Below are 16,584 nucleotides of genomic sequence, written 5' to 3'. Positions count from 1 at the left end.
GGCATTGCCCTACACAGCGACCTGTTCACACTTCCCAATCGGCGGCCGAGTCGTCGTGGGGAGCGGGGCGGCCAAGCCTCCGAAGCCATGGACGTCAGCGCAGCTGAGAGCCACACCCCACTCCCCTGGGTGCCACAACCCTACGAATGGCTGGGGACAACCCGTGATCAGAAAGGTAGGGCGCTGCGATGAGGATGACGACCGTGGCCGGGCTCATGCGGTCGTCTTTCGCTCAGAGGCGTGTGCGTCGTCCGGTGGCGGTGGGATCACGTCGAGGTGGTGTTGTGGGTCGAAGGGGTCGGCCCAGTTGCGTCCACCGCTGACGACGGTGTTTCCCTCGTCCCAGAGGCCTGTGAGTTCGTCGTCGAGTAGATCTCGGTTGTCGGGGATGAGCAGGCGTTTGATGTCGGTGACGATGCGGGGCAGGAGGGTGCATTGCACGACGGCGTCGCGCAGGGCGGTGCGTGCATCGCGTTCGGTGGTGAGGCCCTTGGCGGCGAGTTCGAAGGCCAGGGGGATGGTGAACTCGGCTTTATAGAGGTCGGCGATGTCCAGGACGAAGGAGAGGGCGGAGCCCGTGTGGACGAAGCCGAGGGCGGGGCTGGCCCCGATGCCGGTGATGACGGCGTGGCAGATGCCGTAGAGGGCGGAGTTGGCGGCAGACAGCAGGCGGTTGACGTCGTCGCCGGCTGCGAAGGCGTCGCCAGGTTTGTAGTCCCGTTTGGCCCAGGGGACGCCGCTGCGTTGGGAGTGGTGGGCGTAAAGCTTGCGGATGCGGGTGCCCTCACGGCCGCGGAGCTGCTGGAGGGTGAGTCCGGTGGTGTCCTCGCCCGGGAAGCGCAGGTCGTACATGCGTCGGGCCACGGCGACACGTTCCTTGGGACGCGTGACGAGCCAGGCCTGGCGGAGCTGGAGTTGCGCGCCTCGGGCGGCGCCGATGCCGGAGGCGTAGAGGCGTACGCCGTGCTCGCCGACCCAGCACACACAGGTGGCCGAGTCGGCAAGCAGGGCGATGGCGGCGTGGGTGATGCGACTGCCGGGGCCGATGAGCAGGACGGCGAGGAAGGCGGCGGGCACGTGGACGACGCGGTCCTTGTTGACGAGAACGATGGCGTTGTCGTCGCGGTCGATGTGGACGCGTTCGACGTAGGGGCTGGAGATGCGGTCGTCGAGCCGGTGGATGTCCTGGGGACCGGTCCGCCACCAGGGCTCAGCCATGTGTCGCCTCCGCGGGGAAGGGGGCGAGGGTGAGCAGGCCCTGGCCGTAGCCCTTGGCGGGGCCGATGCCGGTGAGGAGGGCGTTGCGCAGTGCGTGGGTGTCGGTGACGCGCAGCCGGCCTTGGAAGGTGACGGTAGAGATGCTGATGCGGGCGCCGCCTGTGCGTTTAGTGAAGCGGAGGATGTCGTGGGCGACCAGGGAGACGGCGGGGGCGGGGGTCATCTGTTCGTCGATCCGTAGGCCGGGGGCCGGGTCGGGGGCGGGCAGGGAGGGGACGGTGAAGCCGTGGCGGTCGGCTTGTTTGAGTAGCCAGCCGCGTTGCTGGTCGGCGGTGCGGTGTGCGACGCGGAAGCCGCGATGGCCGGCCGGGGTGCCGGGGGCGGCAGGGGTGTCTGTGCGGGCTTTGAGGCGGGCGGTCTGTTCGTCGCTGGGTTTTTGCGGCCGTTGGACGGGTTTGGCCGTCAGCCGGAAGGTGAACTCACGTCCCAGGGTGATGCGTTGGAGCAGGGGTGAGTAATCGGCGATGAGGGCCTGGCCGCCGTCGGCGCCTGGCCAGCCGGCCTGTTCCACCAGGTGTTCCCATGAGGGGCGACTGTCGGTAAGGACGAGGATCTCGGCGCGGTGGACGGTGTTGGTCTCCGTCCGCCACCGGATGCGTTCGGTGGCGGGCTGGGTGGCGAGGCCGCTCAGGACGGCGGCGTGCATTTTGTGGGGACAGGAGGGCGATCGCGCTGCGGCGGCGCGGGTTGAGGGCGATCTTCGAGAGGTGCGGCATGTTGTCACCAGCCCAGGAGGGCGAAGGGGTCGTGGCCGGGGCCGGTCTGGTCGGGGCCGGGCGGGTTCTCGGTCGTCGGGCGGCCGGTGGGAATGGGGGTTGAGGAACATCCGTGTCAGATCGTGCGCTAAGCCTTCGTCGGCACTGGTGGGCGGCTGACGGTGCGTCGGGCGCGGGACCGGTTTGAAGTCGTCCCGCAGATAACACCCCAATATCTGCGGTAGCTTGATCCGTCACCTGCGATGACGTTCTCCGGCCGCTGCGTGAAGCGGACCTGTTATCTGCGGCAAGGGGGAAGCGGTGCCCACCATCGTGCAGTTGCCGGCTGGAATGGCATTGACCGTCCGCACGGCGGCGGACGTGTTCCTTGACTCGCTCGGCAACCCGAATACGGTCCGGAACTACGGGATCGGGGTGGGCAAGACCGCCGAGCGGATCGGCGAGGGTCGGCCACTGGCCTCGGTCGCGGCCGATGAAATCGGCGAAGCCCTCGAACTGCTCTGGGGCACCGCGGCGGTCAACACCTGGAACTCCCGCCGGGCGGGGGTGCTGTCCTGGCTCGGCTGGTGCCGGGATCGCGGCTACGAAGGGCCGATGGTCCCGGCCTGGGCAAAGCGGCTGGCGGTGCCGGACTCCGAGACCCTCGCCCGCTCAAAGATGGCCATTGACCGGCTGATCGCGCGGCGCGAGGTGCACCTGCGGGAGAAGACGCTGTGGCAGATGCTCTACGAGACCGCCGGACGGGCGGAGGAGATCCTCGGCGTGAGCATCGACGACCTGGACCTCGCCGGGCGCCGCTGCCCGGTGAAGGCGAAGGGTGCCCGGACCAAGGCCCGCCGCCGGGGCCAGGCGCGCAAGGACTACGTGCTGGAGACCGTCTACTGGGACGCCGGCACCGCCCGGTTGCTGCCGCGACTACTCAAGGGGCGAACGCGCGGGCCGGTGTTCGTCACCCACCGCCGCCCGGGACCCGGCAAGGTCGTCAGCTCTCGCGACGTGTGCCCGGACACCGGGCTGGCCCGGCTCTCGTACGGGCAGGCCCGCGCGCTGCTGGACGAGCACACCGCCCTGCGCGGCTTGGGAACGGGCTGGGACCTGCACGAGTACCGCCACCCTGCCCTGATCCACCTCGGCGAGCAGGGCGCCTCGCTGCTGATGCTGATGGCCAAGTCCCGGCACAAGAAGCCGGAGAACGCCCGCCGCTACTTCAAGCCCTCCCCGGAGACGATCGCCGAACTCACCAGCCTGCTCGCCCCCGGAGACGCCCGCCCCTGAAACTGTCGCCGCGCGGGCGGGGCCGTTCGGGGGCGGGGTTCGTATCCAGGACGCCTGGTTGCCCGTTGGCCGCCCAGGGGGCAATGAGCGAGGAGGCCGCCGATCGGGAGGGGAAGGGTGTCAGCCTTGGCGGCTGGGGAGCATGGCCAGGGCCTGGGATCGCTGTGCGACGAGGTCGTCGTAGGTGCCGTCGCGCTCGGCCCAACGGTGCAACAAGACGCCCTTCACGAGGATCTCGTGGGGGGTGGGGTCCTGCGAGAGCAGGTGCATGACCTCGGTGGCGAAGTCGTCGAGCGGCAGCGCGTGCGGGTTCACCTTTTCCTGTCCTGCCGTGGCGACGGCCGGGGGGACGAGCTCGACGACGCCGACACCGGTGCCGTCGAGTTGCGCGCGCAGTGCCTCGGAGTAGGCGTGCACCGCAGCCTTCGAGGCGGCGTAGCTGGGCATGGGCGGGAACGGCAGGAAGGCGATGCCTGAGGTGACGGTGATGAAGGTGCCGGTACTCCGCCGGACCAGGTGCGGGGTGAAGGCGTCGACGACTCGGATCGTGCCGAGCAGGTTGGTGTCGATCGTCGTAGCTGCCGCCTCGAAGTGCGCGGGGTCGCGCACGTCCTCCAGGAGCATGACCCCCGACATCGTCACCACGGTGTCCAGCTCGGGGTACCGGGCGAGCGCGGCGTCACGGGCAGATGCGACGGAAGCACTGTCGGTGACGTCGATGCTGATCGTGCCGAAGCCTTCTTCGGCGAGTTCCGAGAGTGCCTCCGGGCTGCGGCCGCCAACGGCCACGGTGCTGCCCGCCGCAGCGAACCGCCGGGCCAGCTCTCGCCCGATACCCGAGGTTCCGCCGACGATGAGAACGGTGCGGTTGGAGAGATCCACGAGGTCTTCCCTTCGGTCCAGGGCGCCGCTGGCGTTCAGGCCCGCGGCGCAGACAGTGATGCTCTCTGTCTCTTCCAAAACAGTGCTATCGCAGTCTTGATGGCATCCGCCGGGTGTGGCAGGGCCCCCGTCTTCCCTGGTCCTGCCAGGGCCCCCTCTGGGACACGCGCGCCGCATTACGGTGTCGGTATGAAGGATGAGGAATCCGGTAACCGGCTCGGCAGCTACCTTCGTGCCCGGCGTGAGCTGGTCTCCCCGGCGCAGGCAGGACTCCCGCCCGGGGGCAACCGCCGCGTGCCCGGTCTGCGCCGTGAGGAAGTCGCCCTGCTCGCCGGAATCAGTCCCGACTACTACCTTCGCCTGGAACGGGGCCGTGACAAGAACCCCTCACCGCAGGTCCTCGAATCACTCGCACGGGTCCTGCAGCTCGACGACATCGAGCGGACGTATCTGCTCGGCCTCGCGGCGGCACGCCCCAGGGCTCCGCGGCGCAAGCGGTCCGAGCACGTACCGGCGCGCGTGCACGAGCTGCTCGCCCACCTTCAGATCCCCGCGTTCGTCGAAGGGCGCGCGTTCGATGTCCTGGCCTCCAACCCCATGGCGGTCGCTCTCTCCCCCCGCCTGCAGCCCGGCAAGAACCGGCTGCGCTCCCTCCTCCTCGACCCCGAGGAACAGGCATTCCAACAGGACTGGACGAAGGCCACCGCGGATTCTGTCGCCGCCCTTCGCACCACCATCGGGGACGACACCGACAACCCCCGGTTCGTCGAACTCGTCGGAGAACTCGCACTGTCCAGTCAGCGGTTCCGCACCCTGTGGGCCCGACACGACGTCCGCAACCTCGACGGAGGCACGACCACCGTCCACCACCCCGTTGTCGGTGAACTACACCTCCACCGAGACAAACTCGCCATCGGCGACGTCATCCTCGTCGTCTACTACCCCGACAAGGACAGCGACAGCGACGAGAAACTGCGGCTCCTCGCCGCACTCTCACACACCGAGTCCGCCGGTACAGCACACGACAGACCGGCGGACGCCCCGCGCCCAAAGACACCCTGACGAGCACGCGCCGCCCCGGCGTCGCAACCAGAGCCCGCACCATGCCGCACTGGCCGCACCGCCGGACGTACCTCCATGGTCCTCCCGTCCGGCGGTGCGGGCCAGGACCCGGTCATTCCTCGTCGGTGGCGTCCGGGTCGCGCAGCGGGCGCAGGCCACCGGGCCGGTCGGGAAGCTGAAAGGAGTACAGGCCGAGCATGTTGATGTGATGCCGGACGAACGGCGAGAGACGGGCCACGTCCTCGTCACGGATGTCGAAGCCATCCGCGCGCAGCTGAATCACCGCGGCGTCCATGTACCGCGTGTTGAAGAGCACGAGGGCGTTGAGGACCAGGCCCAGGGCGCCGATCTGGTCCTCCATGCCGTCCTGGTAGCGCTGGTACAGCTGCCCCTGCTTCCCATGGAAGATCTTCCGGGCGAGGGCGTGGCGGCCCTCCTGGAGGTTCGCCTGCATCTTGATCTGGCGGCGGTAGCCGGGGGCGTCGGCCAGGCGCAGGATGTGCAGGGTCTTGGCGATCCGCCCGTAGTGGGCGATCGCGTCGCCGAGCGGCGTGGGGCGGCCGTCGCGGGACAGCATCCGGATCACGTCGTACGCGCGCACGGCCCCGGTGTGGATGGAGCGGATGATCCGAAGGATGTCCTCCCAGTGGCGTTCGATCCTGGCGAGGTCGATCCGGCTGCAGGCGGCGTCCTGGAAGGCGCTGTAGTCGGCGGTGCGGTCGATGCGCCACATCTTCTGGTCCGGCAGGTCCGCGAGCTGCGGCTCGTACGCGAACCCCGCCAGGGTGAGCAGCCCGAAGACAATGTCGCTGTAAGAGGCGGTGTCGGTGACGATCATCTCGGGCCGCTTGCCGCCGTCGCGGTCGTAGAGGACGTCCAGTACGTACAGCGAGTCGCGCGGGGTGTCGGCCACAACCTTCCCGCCCAGCCCCGCCGCTTGGTCGTTGATCATGTTGAGCCAGGTGGCGCCGCCCCGGCGCCCGAAGTACTTCGGGTTCGGCCGGGCGTACACCGACGGCACGGGCACGACGAACCGCATGCCGTCCACTGAGGCGACCAGGCCGCCGCCCCACGCCTGCACGAGCGGTATGGACGCCTGGCAGTCGATCAGCGTGGCGTTCGCCGCCCGGTACGTCGCCAGCCGCAGATACGTCTGGTCGACATGGGACAGGCGGCCGTACTTCAGGGCGTCCGCGGCCCCGATGACCGGGGTGTAGCCAACGTTGCAGCTGTGCGCGACCAGCAGCGCGACGACCGTCACGTGCAGGTCCTTCAGCCTCGCCTCGCCGCCGGTGACCGAGGTGAACGCCTGGTCGGCGCCGGTCCACGAGAACACCTCCAGCAGCGCCTCCGGCAGGTCGACCCGGGGCAGCATCGCCTCCACCGCCTCCCGCAGCTGGCGCAGGGAGGCGGGTTCAGGCTCCGGCTCCAGGGCGGCGAAGTGCAGACGGCCGTCGTCGTCGAACACGATCTGCGAGTTCGCTGGCACCCGCCCGGCCACCTCACGGTAGGTGCCGTCCAGCAGCGCGGCCCGCGCCGCCAGGTGCTCACCCGCCCCGGCGGGCAGGTTGAGCGAGGCAAGCACGGTGGGCTTGGCCTGCTCCCACGCGTCCCCATCCAGCAGCTTCGCGCGGGGGTCGCCCCACTTGGAGGAGTTCTTCGCGAACACCTGCTTGCTCCGCAGCATCCGGTGCAGGTGCTCCAGCACGCAGAACGTGTACGCCTCCCAGTCCACGGTGCCCGGCTCCACGTGCGGCGCGGAGAGCACCAGACACCGCCAGGAGCCGGTGAGCAGGCCGGTGTCGATCTCAGCCGGGCCGACCTTCTTGCGCCCCATCAAGTCCGGCAGCGACTTCAACGCCTCCAGCATCGGCAGGCCCTCCGGGGTGGCGCCGAAGTCGACCACCGTCACCAGGAGCTTCAGGAACGGCCGCACGGTGCCGAACCGGGTGACCAGCTGGGCCCGCCACGCCTCGTCCGCGTCCGAGTCGAGCGGCGGAGTCAGCTCGAACAGTGCCGCGATCGCCGCAGCCAGCTCGTGCCGGGCCACCACCTGCTCGATCCGCTCCCACATCGCCTCAAGTGTCTCCACCTCGGGCGGGCTGATCTCCCCAGTGTCGGTGTCGACCTGCTCGCTGGTGCTGTCGAACACGATCTGGAACGCGGCGGCCAGCTTCGCCGACGCCCTCTCCACCCGCGGCAGGGTCTTCAGCTTCTCCTTCGCCGTCTCCCGCTCCGCCCGGGACGTCAGGTAGACCGAAGTGGCCAGCAGCGTGGCCAGGCGCCGGGAGTCACCGCGCCGCTTGAGCAGCGACGCCTTACCGCCGATCCCGTACCGCGACAGCTCCGCCAGCCGCCGCGGCGGTATCGCGGACACGTCCACCTCGCCCATCCCGAAGGCCGCGATCTCCTCGGCCCGTTCCAGCGCCCACTTCATTTGCGGCCCGGAGATCCGCACCGGACCGCGCCGTAGCCGGTCCAGCTCCGACACTCGGGCCCCTGGTGGCACGAAGAGCAGCGAGTCCAGCACCGCGCGCTGACCGGTGCTGAGCAGCCCATAGAGGGCGTCCCACAGCAGGTTGCTCGCCGCCTCCCGGATCGTGCCCACCAGCCGGGCCAGGCGGCTGGCCCCGGGCACCAGCACCCGGCGCTCGCGCAGCCACCCAGCCGCCGCGTCGAACAGCGACTTCGGCCCGTCGCCGGTCGTCCAGGCCCGCGCGTCGAGCCACTCGCTCAGCTCGTCCCGCACCTCGGCAAAGTCACGCCAACCCCCAGCCTCCTGGATCTCCCCGGCATGCGTACGGGCCGTCCCGTCCCGCTCGCCGTACTCCTTCAGGCACGACGAATCGGCGATGCCCAACTGCTCGGCCAGGTACTCAGCCACCTCCGCCGGCACCTGCCGCGGGTCCGGCATGAACCGACCCAAGTAGCGCACACTCGTCAGCTGGACCGCGAACCCGAGCCGATTGTGCGCACGCCGCTTGGCCTGCACTTTCTCCAGATCCGAGTCATCCAGGAAGAAGTACCTCCAACTCCGCACGAGACGGCGCTCCGTTGAACGCCGCGTACTGAGCTGCCTGTTGATCCGACAGAAACTCGACCGCCACCAGGTCCTCCGAAGATCGACAACATCGACCCGCGAAGGCTGCGCCGTACGATCAACCCAGGTCAAAACGCCAATCGAGGCCGCGAGGGCTTAGAAGCTGTATCTCAACCGATCATGGAACGTGCGGGTCGAACAGGTTTCCCGCCGGGGTGATCTTCGCGTTGTCCGCGCATGAAGACAGGGCCCCTCGGTAGCTCGGGGATGCGAATCTGACCGAGCAATGCCGGGAGGTCCTGGTGTCGTTGTTGTACGCGTCCGAGCCCGTCGAGTTCAACTCCGCTGCACCATCGTGTGATTGCCTCGCGCACGTGTACGGCAACGCGGCCGACCATCCCCACCGGGAACGCCGGTATCCCTCCGACATGACGAACGCGGAGTGGGCAGCCGTCCGGCCGTTGCTGCCGGTGCCGGCCTGGCTTCAGGGACGGGGCGGGCAGCCCGAGGGCTACTGCCCCGCCAGCTGCTGGACGCGATCCGCTACCTGGTCGCGGGCGGGATCTCCTGGCGGGCGATGCCCGCGGACTTCCCCGACTGGGGCCGCGTCTACGCCTTCTTCCGCCGCTGGCGCGAGCACGGGCTGATCGGCGAGTTCCATGACCGGCTGCGCGGACGGGTCAGGGAGCGTGAGGGCCGTGAGGCCGAGCCCACGGCGGGGGTCATCGACGCGCAGTCGGTGCGGGCCGCCGCGACGGTGCCGGCCTCCTCACGCGGCTACGACGGCGGGAAGAAGGTGCCCGGCCGCAAACGGCACATCGTGACCGACACGCTCGGTCTGCTCCTGGTCGTCTGTGTCACCGCCGCGAACGTCGGCGACCGGGACGCCGCGGCGGGTCTGCTGCGGCGGCTGCGCCGTCTGCACCGCGATATCACCCTCGTCTGGGCCGACGGCGGCTACACCGGCTCCCTCGTCGACTGGTGCTGTCAGAAACTCGCGCTGACCTTGGAGGTCGTCAAGCGCACCGACGACATGGAGCGATTCGTGGTGCTGCCCAGACGCTGGGTGGCAGAGCGCACGTTCAGGTGGCTAATGCATTCGCGTCGGCTGGCCCGTGACTACGAGACGTTGCCGGTCAGCAGCGAGGCGATGATCCCGTGGTCGATGGTCACGCGGATGGGCCGGCGTCTGGCACGGCCACGACCCGCCGCCCGGCACTGATGGGTCGCCGTGTGGTCACACCGGAGGACGTGGTGGATAGCATCGCGGCCTTCCCGGCGCTGCTCCGCGCGGTGGCCAGCTGAGTCGTCACATCAGCCGGCGTGCAAATTGTGCTGGTGTCGCATGGTATTGCTTCTTGAAAGCGCGGATGAAGTGGCTGCTGTCGGTGAAATGCCAGAGCGCGGCGGCCTCGGAGACGCTGAGCTGTGATCCGGAGGCGGTGAGCGCCTCGGCCGCTTCCTCCAGGCGTCGGCGGCGGATGTAGGCGCTGAACGGCTCGTCCAGACTCGCGAAGGCCCGCTGCAAGGTGCGTACTGATACGTGTAGTTGCGCGGCTATCGCGGCCGGCGACAACTCGGCGTCGGTGAGCCGGGCATCGGCCAGGTCCTTGGCCGCCTGCGCCAGCGCCGGGGTGAACGTGGGCTCGCGGTCGTCGACGTAGTCAAGGATCAGCCCTTTGGCGAGTTCGAGCAGGGCGTCGCGGGACGCGTGCGCCCCCGCCGGGCTGAGGCCGCTCACGGCTCGCTGCACCATGCTGGTGTGTGCCATGAGGATCTGCGCTGCGGGCGAGATTGCCTGACCGGTGCGCGGTTTCCCGGCGACCAGGGGTCGCAGGGCGTCGCCGGGAAAGATGAAGATGCGGGTGCCGATCACCGGCGTGGTGTGGAAGTGATTCTCCGTCACGACATGGTGCATGAAGTAGGTGCCGGCCGAGACGTACGCGTCACCGCCCTGATCGTGCGGGTCCTGCAGGGCCACCGCGCCGCGGAGCCCGACGTACAACCTGATCTGATCGTGCTCGTACGTTCCGACTGCCCGGGTGCTCACGGGTGAGGAGCCCCAGAGCTCGTTGATGGCGGTGTCTTCCAGGGTCACCGAGCGCATCGTCCCCTGGAAGCCGTCGACCGTGGAAGCGCTGAATTCCGGCAGAGGGTACAGGTCTCCCATCCGGTCGTTCCAGGTGTCGATGAACGGCTCCCACGTTCCCCGACCGGCGCCAGTGGAGTCGGCGTCGACGCTGAACGTGCCCACCTTGCCGCCCGGGCCAAGGAAACGCGGCCTGCTCGTCATGTGTCCTCCGCCCCGATGAGGATGTCGCCGGAATCCCATCCTGTGTCGCGAAGGTACACCCCTTCTGCACACGGCTGTTCCTACGCTTGGCTGGCGCTTCGACCCCCACAACGATCTACCGCCTGCCGGCCGTGCCCGGCACCGCAGACACCGTGCCTTGCTTCGCATGCGAAGCAACGCGACCGCGACCCCTCGGGCGAAAGTGAGAAAAACTATGAAGGCAGTGCGTTTCCACCAGTACGGCGACCCCGACGTCCTGCGTTACGAGGACGTGGAGCAGCCGAATCCAGGCGCCGGGCAGGTGCGGGTCCGTGTTGCGGCAACGTCGTTCAACCCGGTCGACGCCAACATCCGCGCCGGTTTCATGCAGGGGCCGATCCCCGTGACGCTGCCGCACACACCCGGCATCGACGTCGCCGGCATGATCGATGCGCTCGGCGAAGGCGTGACCGGCATCCAGGTCGGGGACCAGGTCGTCGGCTTCCTGCCGATGGCGGGACCCGGCGCCGCCGCGGAGTATGCCCTGGCACCGGTTGAGGCCCTGACGCCGGCGCCCAAGAGCGTCACGCTGTCCGACGCGGCCGCGCTGCCACTGGTGGGCCTGACCGCGTGGCAGGCGCTGTTCGAGCACGCCAAGCTGAGCGCCGGGCAGCGCGTGCTGGTCAACGGCGCGGGCGGAGCGGTCGGCGGCTACGCTGTGCAGTTGGCCAAGCAGGCCGGCGCCTACGTGATCGCCACGGCCGGTCCGCGCAGCAGCCAGCGTGTCACGGCCGCGGGCGCGGACGAGGTCATCGACCACACGACCGCCGACGTCGTCGCGGCGGTCGGCCAGCCGGTCGACATCGTGCTCAACCTCGCCCCGGTCGAACCGGCACAGCTGGATGCGCTTCTCGGCCTGATCCGCCCCGGCGGTGTCCTGGTGAACACCACGGTGTGGATGCCCGCGCCCACCGACGAGGAGCGCGGTGTACGCGGCATCGATCTGTTCGTCCGCAGCGACGCGGAGCAGTTGTCGCACCTGGTGGAGCTGATCGACGGCGGCGAGCTGCGCGTCGAGGTGGCACGGCGGGTGCCGCTGGCCGAATTGCCGGCCCTGCACGCCGACGCCGCCGCGGGCGCACTGCCCAGCGGCAAGGTCGTCGTCACGCCCGGCGCCTGACGCCCAGCTGACTGACCCATGAAGGAGACGACCACGATGATCCCCGACGACGATCCGTCGCGCTCGCTGACCGAGGCGAACCCCGACGACCCCGGCACGACGTACATCTCGCTGGTGGGCAACACGTACGCCATGCTGGTCACTGGCGAGCAGACCAACGGCCGGTACTGCCTGATCGACATGCACGTCCCCGACGGCGGTGGCCCGCCGCCGCACCGGCACGACTTCGAGGAGATGTTCACGATCCTCGAGGGCGAGATCGAGTTCACCTTCCGCGGCGAGAAGCACACCGTACGGGCCGGGTCCACTATCAACATCCCGGCCAACGCGCCGCACAGCTTCCGCAACGCATCGAGTACGCCTGCCCGCATGCTGTGCATGTGCGCCCCTGCCGGCCAGGACGAGTACTTCATGCGCATCGGTGACGTCATCGCCAGCAAGGACGCGCCGCCCCCGCAACTGTCGGAGGACGAACTCGCGGAGCGCCGCCGCCGCGCCGCCGAGTTGGCCTCGACCTACCGAAGCGAGTTCCTGTAACTTGCAGGCCCGGCAAGCCCGGCACCGGTCTGCCGCGGACAAACTCGCCCTGACCTTGGATATCGTCAAGCGCACCGACGACACGACAGGGTTCGTAGTGCTCCCCAGACGCTGGGTGGCAGAGCGCACGTTCGCATGGTTGCTGAGCTCCCGCCGTCTCGCCCGGGACTACGAGACATTGCCGGCCAGCAGTGAGACGACGCTGATCCGGTGGTCGATGGTCACGTGGATAAGCCGGCCTCTGGCACGGCCACGGGCCGCTGGCCGGCACTGAACATCCCCGATGCCTCCAGGAGGAGCCACCCGCGCTCCCCCAGACGTCTGGCCTTGGAGCACACCCCCTCGACCTTCGCCGACGTTGTCTCCAAGCCCAGCCGAACCGTAATCTCCCCGGCCTTCAGCGGCCCCTGGTCCACGGGCTGTCGCTCCTCCAGCACGCCCAGAATCCGCTGGTAGTCCGGCGCCAGCACTGGCACCGGCAGTCCTTCGCGCCAAGGCGGCACGATCGAGCCCGGCACCGGCGCGGGCGAGGCCACGCGTTCCACCTCCGTCCCGGTCACGGAGGTGGTCTCGGCAGCCGAGGCCGCCAGGGCCTCGACCAGTTCCTCCCGCGCGATCACCCGCCGGTCCAGCTCGATCTCCGCAGCCTCCAACACCCTAGCCAGCTGCGCGACTTCCTCCCGCAGACCCTCCACCCGCACCCGGGCCGCCGTCTCCCGCTCCTCCAGCATTCCCAGCACCGACGCCGTCGCGCACCCCTCGACCACAGAGCCGAAACAAGACGCCGCATGCCTCCCTCAATCTGAGCCAGATCATGCCTGACCAGCAGAAATAAAGCGATCATGTTCGATGGAGAGACGGCTTCTTAGCGCACGATCTGACATGGATGTTCCTCAACCCCCGCCTCCTCCGCACGGCATACTGCCCCGGCCGGCAACACATCCTGCGCATCCGACAAACCCCGGAAATGCTCGCTGTCACTGGCGATCCAGTCCGCCATCACGATCAGACCCGACAGGGCGAGCTGCTCCGCCTTGCTGAGCACGCCCACCGGACGGACACCGGCCAGATCCTCGAAACCCACCGCCCGTGTGAACACGTCCACCACCGCCCGCTGGACATCAGCCCACGCCGCTCCCCTGCCCTGCACCTCCCGATGCTTGGGCGCCAGGGTCCCAGCCGACGGATACGTCCCGTGATGTCCCGCCACCAGCGGCCACACCCAGGCGGCCGCCTCCTCATCCCCCCACTCCTTCTTCATGCGGGGCAACAACATCGCCGCCCCCGCCACATCGTGGCGCCAGCGCTGCTTCCTGTCCGTCGGCAATCGCCCCCACGCCAGGCCCGTCGCCAGCACACGCGCCGCCTCCACCGCGTCCACAGCCTGGAATGCCGGACATGCCTTGCCGCAATCATGAATGCCGCAGACCCACATCAGCCAGGCCCGACCACGCCCACCGCTGATCTCGTCAAGACGCCGCCGTAACGACCGCGACACGTAGCGGTCCAACAAACCCCCAACAGCAGCCGTATCCAGCAGGTGCCCGAGCAATAGATGCCTTCGCCCGCCGTTACGCGCAGCCGAATTCCCCCACAAATACGCCACCCGCGAAACGCCCGCAGGCCGCCAGCCCCATCGACTGGATCAACTCAACAACCGAACGCCCGTCTTCCATGCCCCGCACACTCCCCTCGCCCCCGGCGCCTACAGTTGTGCGGCACTATAGAGGCCACCACTGACAACACCCCTCAGAAACCGGCCGAGTGACTGCGCAACAGGCAAAGCAAAACAGACACCCTGGCTAGCATCACCGCAGCTCACAAAGTGTCGTCCCCGCGCCAGCGGGGGTAGTTCCACGCATCCGGCCCTCGGCGAGCGCGACTTGCTGTCGTCCCCGCGCCAGCGGGGGTAGTTCCTCTGTACATCGTTCAGAGTTTCCGTCCCCCTGTCGTCCCCGCGCCAGCGGGATAGTCACCTTGCGAGGCCGGCACTGTTGTTGTCGATAGTCGTCCTCGCGCCAGCGGGTGGCTAGGGCGGTATTCTTCGGGGTCTGGCACAAGTTCCGTAAGCGGTCACCCCCCGTAGTTTGATCTTCCGTCGCGCGGTACGGAAGTCGCCTTGAAATCGCTCCTCGTGCGGGCGACACGGCCGACATTCGATGGCCGTGAACGAGGTGCTGTCCCGGTTGCAGGAGTTGTTGTTCCCATCGATCCCGGGAGTCGCTGTCGTGGCCGTACGTACGGAAGGCGAGGCGTTACGCGTCGAGGCCCGGTGCACACCCATCGGGGCCGCCTGCCCCGACTGCTCCCACTGGACGGAACGAATCCACAGCTCCTACCTGCGGTTTCCCGCGGACCTACCCACGGCCGGGCAGACTGCACAACTCGTATTGCGGGTCCGGCGGTTCTTCTGCACGGCCAGAGCATGCGGCCGACGGACGTTCGTGGAGCAGGTGCCCGGCCTGACCCGCCGCCACGGTCGGGTCACCGAGCGGCTGCGGCAGACGATGGGCGCGATCGGGCTGGCACTGGCCGGCCGGGCCGGCGCTCGCCTCGCCGAGCTCATGGGCATCGCCACCAGCCGGACTACGCTGCTGCGCCGGGTGATGGACCTGCCCGACCCAACCGCGACGCGTCCCCGTGCCGTCGGCGTGGACGACTTCGCGCTGCGGCGAGGGCACATCTACGGAACGGTTGTGATCGACGGAGAGACCCACCAGGTCCTCGACCTGCTGCCCGAACGCGACGCCGCCACCCTCGCCCCGTGGCTCGCAGCCCATCCCGAAATCGAGGTCATCTGCCGCGACCGCGCCGGCGCCTATGCCGAGGCGGCCGACACCGCCGCACCCCAGGCCCTCCAGGTCGCTGACCGCTTTCACCTCAGGCAGAACCTCGCCACAGCGGTCGAGAAGACCGTCGCAGCCCACCGCGCCCGCCTGCGCGACCTGCCTCCATCCAACCCAGAACCGGAGCCCGTTTGGGAGACACCCTCCGAAGCGAACTCCGGCCAGAACGACGAAGAGGAGGATCCGACCGGCAGGTTCGCCGAGCGGGCTCGCGCCCATCACGCCCTCGTCCACGAACTCCTCGACCAAGGCATGGGAATCCGCCACATCGCCCGCCACCTGGGCTGGGGACGCCACACAGTCCAGCGATACGCCCGCGCCGCCCACTGGCAGGACATGGTCAAGGGCCGCAAGCGCCAACTCCCCAGCAAACTTGACCCGTTCAAGCCCTTCCTGGCAAAACGCTGGGCCGAGACTGACGCAAAAGTGACAATCCTTGACCTCCACCACGAGATCACCGCCCGCGGCTTCCACGTCCACTACTCCACCGTCCGCGACTGGGCCCAGCGCGACCTGCCCCGACCTGAAGGCTTCGCGCCCGCTCCGCCACCACCGTCGGTTCGGCAGGTGACCGGCTGGCTCACCCGGCACCCCGCCGCCCTCACAGAGAGGGAGAAACTGCACCGCAAAGCCGTGCTTGACCGCTGCCCCGATCTGGCGTCCGCAGCTGAGCTGACCAGCTCGTTCGCCGAGATGCTCGCCGCACTCAGCGGTACCCGCCTGCCCGAGTGAATCACCGAGGCCACCGACGCCAACCTCCCCGGCATCAGCAGCTTTGCCACCGGCCTGCACAGCGACTTCGACGCGGTGACCGCCGGACTGACCACCGACTGGAACTCGGGCCTGGTCGAAGGCGCCGTCAACCGGATCAAGATGCTCAAACGGCAGATGTTCGGCCGCGCCGGCTTCATGCTGTTGCGCAAACGGGTACTGCTCGCGTGAGCCGATGAGTTCCGGCTACTTCAGAAGCCGGAAACCGGGCTGTTCGCTCCACTCTCTGAGGAACTTCGCAGAGCCATACGCGGCAGGCCCCGGATCATTCGTCGTTGCGACGATGCCGGGAAGGCCGCCGACGATCGGCACCTGGTCTTCTCGCAGTTCAGCGTTGGCGACGCCGCCGATCACGTCCATGATGGCGGCGGTCAACCGGGCTGTGACGGCGTGGTCAACCGGACTGTTGCAGAACGCGATGACGTCGACCGCGTGGGTCGGGGTGAAGCCAATGAGAGGCTCTTGGTCGACTTCGTCGGCGTGCTCGGCTTCGAAGACAGCCTCGTCACCGATACCGGGCCCCATGAGAGAGACCAGGATGGGCCGACGCCCGTCGACACCCACGGTGTTCGTGATGCCGAGACTTTCCACACGAATGTGCAGGTCGTACTCACCGACTCGCTTCTCCTCAGAGGGCGTTAAGTCCGTTTCTGGTAGCGGCCTCGTCCGGGCTGGGTGAGGAAGCCTTGGCGAGTGAGGCGTCCGAGGCGAGCGCGGGTGACGTT

The 16,584-nt window shown here is 68.8% G+C and carries 14 protein-coding genes and 2 pseudogenes; 8 read left to right on the top strand and 8 right to left on the bottom strand.

All coding sequences use genetic code 11. From position 1 onward, the window contains the following. Window positions 1-213: 213 nt before the first annotated feature. Window positions 214-1,218: a type I-E CRISPR-associated endonuclease Cas1e gene (gene cas1e, locus AB0M63_RS25635; RefSeq protein WP_366021037.1), complete on the bottom strand. Its 1,005-nt coding sequence runs from the start codon at window positions 1,216-1,218 to the stop codon at window positions 214-216. Continuing rightward, window positions 1,211-1,924 carry a type I-E CRISPR-associated protein Cas6/Cse3/CasE gene (gene cas6e, locus AB0M63_RS25630; protein ID WP_366021036.1) on the bottom strand — a complete coding sequence of 238 codons (714 nt, stop codon included), beginning with the start codon at window positions 1,922-1,924 and terminating at the stop codon, window positions 1,211-1,213. Before cas6e ends, cas1e begins: the two co-directional genes overlap by 8 nt. 370 nt (window positions 1,925-2,294) lie before the next feature. On the opposite strand from cas6e, the gene AB0M63_RS25625 reads away from it, so the two are divergent. Further along, window positions 2,295-3,269, top strand: coding sequence for a site-specific integrase (locus AB0M63_RS25625; RefSeq protein WP_366021035.1), 975 nt, complete (start codon window positions 2,295-2,297; stop codon window positions 3,267-3,269). Window positions 3,270-3,389: 120 nt separating this feature from the next. On the opposite strand, the gene AB0M63_RS25620 is transcribed toward AB0M63_RS25625, so the two are convergent. Beyond that, window positions 3,390-4,151 carry an SDR family NAD(P)-dependent oxidoreductase gene (locus AB0M63_RS25620; RefSeq protein ID WP_366021034.1) on the bottom strand — a complete coding sequence of 254 codons (762 nt, stop codon included), beginning with the start codon at window positions 4,149-4,151 and terminating at the stop codon, window positions 3,390-3,392. Between the two features lie 189 nt (window positions 4,152-4,340). Here AB0M63_RS25620 and AB0M63_RS25615 point away from each other — a divergent pair, with 189 nt between their 5' ends. Further along, window positions 4,341-5,213, top strand: a complete 873-nt coding sequence (locus AB0M63_RS25615) for a helix-turn-helix transcriptional regulator (RefSeq protein WP_366021033.1) — start codon at window positions 4,341-4,343, stop codon at window positions 5,211-5,213. A gap of 112 nt (window positions 5,214-5,325) precedes the next feature. Here AB0M63_RS25615 and AB0M63_RS25610 read toward each other — a convergent pair. Further along, window positions 5,326-8,320 (bottom strand): annotated as a pseudogene (locus tag AB0M63_RS25610) (Tn3 family transposase). Window positions 8,321-8,695: 375 nt separating this feature from the next. On the opposite strand from AB0M63_RS25610, the gene AB0M63_RS25605 reads away from it, so the two are divergent. Then, on the top strand, window positions 8,696-9,475 hold the full coding sequence (locus tag AB0M63_RS25605; RefSeq protein ID WP_366021032.1) for an IS5 family transposase: 780 nt from the start codon (window positions 8,696-8,698) through the stop codon (window positions 9,473-9,475). 87 nt (window positions 9,476-9,562) lie between these two features. On the opposite strand, the gene AB0M63_RS25600 is transcribed toward AB0M63_RS25605, so the two are convergent. Next, window positions 9,563-10,546 (bottom strand): helix-turn-helix transcriptional regulator, encoded by a 984-nt coding sequence (locus tag AB0M63_RS25600; protein WP_366021031.1) that lies wholly within the window; start codon window positions 10,544-10,546, stop codon window positions 9,563-9,565. A gap of 214 nt (window positions 10,547-10,760) precedes the next feature. On the opposite strand from AB0M63_RS25600, the gene AB0M63_RS25595 reads away from it, so the two are divergent. From AB0M63_RS25595 to AB0M63_RS25585, 3 genes and pseudogenes are all read left to right on the top strand, one after another. Then, the gene (locus AB0M63_RS25595) at window positions 10,761-11,705 is read left to right on the top strand and encodes an NADP-dependent oxidoreductase (protein WP_366021030.1); all 945 of its coding nucleotides are present in this window, start codon (window positions 10,761-10,763) and stop codon (window positions 11,703-11,705) included. A gap of 18 nt (window positions 11,706-11,723) precedes the next feature. Next, the gene (locus AB0M63_RS25590) at window positions 11,724-12,242 is read left to right on the top strand and encodes a cupin domain-containing protein (RefSeq protein ID WP_366021029.1); all 519 of its coding nucleotides are present in this window, start codon (window positions 11,724-11,726) and stop codon (window positions 12,240-12,242) included. A 31-nt stretch (window positions 12,243-12,273) separates the two neighbouring features. Further along, a pseudogene (locus AB0M63_RS25585) lies at window positions 12,274-12,516 on the top strand (transposase); the annotation flags it as partial. Here the strand turns inward: AB0M63_RS25585 and AB0M63_RS25580 are convergent. Further along, window positions 12,464-12,973, bottom strand: a complete 510-nt coding sequence (locus AB0M63_RS25580) for a hypothetical protein (RefSeq protein WP_366021028.1) — start codon at window positions 12,971-12,973, stop codon at window positions 12,464-12,466. The pseudogene AB0M63_RS25585 and the gene AB0M63_RS25580 overlap by 53 nt on opposite strands. A 134-nt stretch (window positions 12,974-13,107) precedes the next feature. Next, window positions 13,108-13,848 (bottom strand): CRISPR-associated endonuclease Cas3'', encoded by a 741-nt coding sequence (locus AB0M63_RS25575; RefSeq protein ID WP_366021027.1) that lies wholly within the window; start codon window positions 13,846-13,848, stop codon window positions 13,108-13,110. 553 nt (window positions 13,849-14,401) lie between these two features. On the opposite strand from AB0M63_RS25575, the gene AB0M63_RS25570 reads away from it, so the two are divergent. Then, window positions 14,402-15,820: an ISL3 family transposase gene (locus AB0M63_RS25570; RefSeq protein WP_366021026.1), complete on the top strand. Its 1,419-nt coding sequence runs from the start codon at window positions 14,402-14,404 to the stop codon at window positions 15,818-15,820. A gap of 75 nt (window positions 15,821-15,895) precedes the next feature. Next, on the top strand, window positions 15,896-16,030 hold the full coding sequence (locus tag AB0M63_RS25565; RefSeq protein ID WP_366021025.1) for a hypothetical protein: 135 nt from the start codon (window positions 15,896-15,898) through the stop codon (window positions 16,028-16,030). 15 nt (window positions 16,031-16,045) lie between these two features. Here AB0M63_RS25565 and AB0M63_RS25560 read toward each other — a convergent pair. Beyond that, a partial coding sequence (locus tag AB0M63_RS25560) for a DUF6368 family protein (protein WP_366021024.1) occupies window positions 16,046-16,584 on the bottom strand: 539 nt, incomplete at its 5' end.

Origin of the sequence: Streptomyces sp. NPDC051576 (assembly GCF_040681835.1) — a bacterium.
Lineage (GTDB): Bacteria > Actinomycetota > Actinomycetes > Streptomycetales > Streptomycetaceae > Streptomyces.
The sequence above is the reverse complement of the archived record's forward strand: the minus strand, read 5'-3'. Positions and strand labels throughout refer to the sequence as shown.

Coding starts and splice junctions, on each gene's coding strand:
- AB0M63_RS25595 (WP_366021030.1), top strand. CDS start 10,761: ATGAAGGCAGTGCGTTTCCACCAGTACGGCGACCCCGACGTCCTGCGT.
- AB0M63_RS25600 (WP_366021031.1), bottom strand. CDS start 10,546: ATGACGAGCAGGCCGCGTTTCCTTGGCCCGGGCGGCAAGGTGGGCACG.
- cas1e (WP_366021037.1), bottom strand. CDS start 1,218: ATGGCTGAGCCCTGGTGGCGGACCGGTCCCCAGGACATCCACCGGCTC.
- AB0M63_RS25570 (WP_366021026.1), top strand. CDS start 14,402: ATGGCCGTGAACGAGGTGCTGTCCCGGTTGCAGGAGTTGTTGTTCCCA.
- cas6e (WP_366021036.1), bottom strand. CDS start 1,924: ATGCACGCCGCCGTCCTGAGCGGCCTCGCCACCCAGCCCGCCACCGAA.
- AB0M63_RS25615 (WP_366021033.1), top strand. CDS start 4,341: ATGAAGGATGAGGAATCCGGTAACCGGCTCGGCAGCTACCTTCGTGCC.
- AB0M63_RS25590 (WP_366021029.1), top strand. CDS start 11,724: ATGAAGGAGACGACCACGATGATCCCCGACGACGATCCGTCGCGCTCG.
- AB0M63_RS25580 (WP_366021028.1), bottom strand. CDS start 12,973: ATGCTGGAGGAGCGGGAGACGGCGGCCCGGGTGCGGGTGGAGGGTCTG.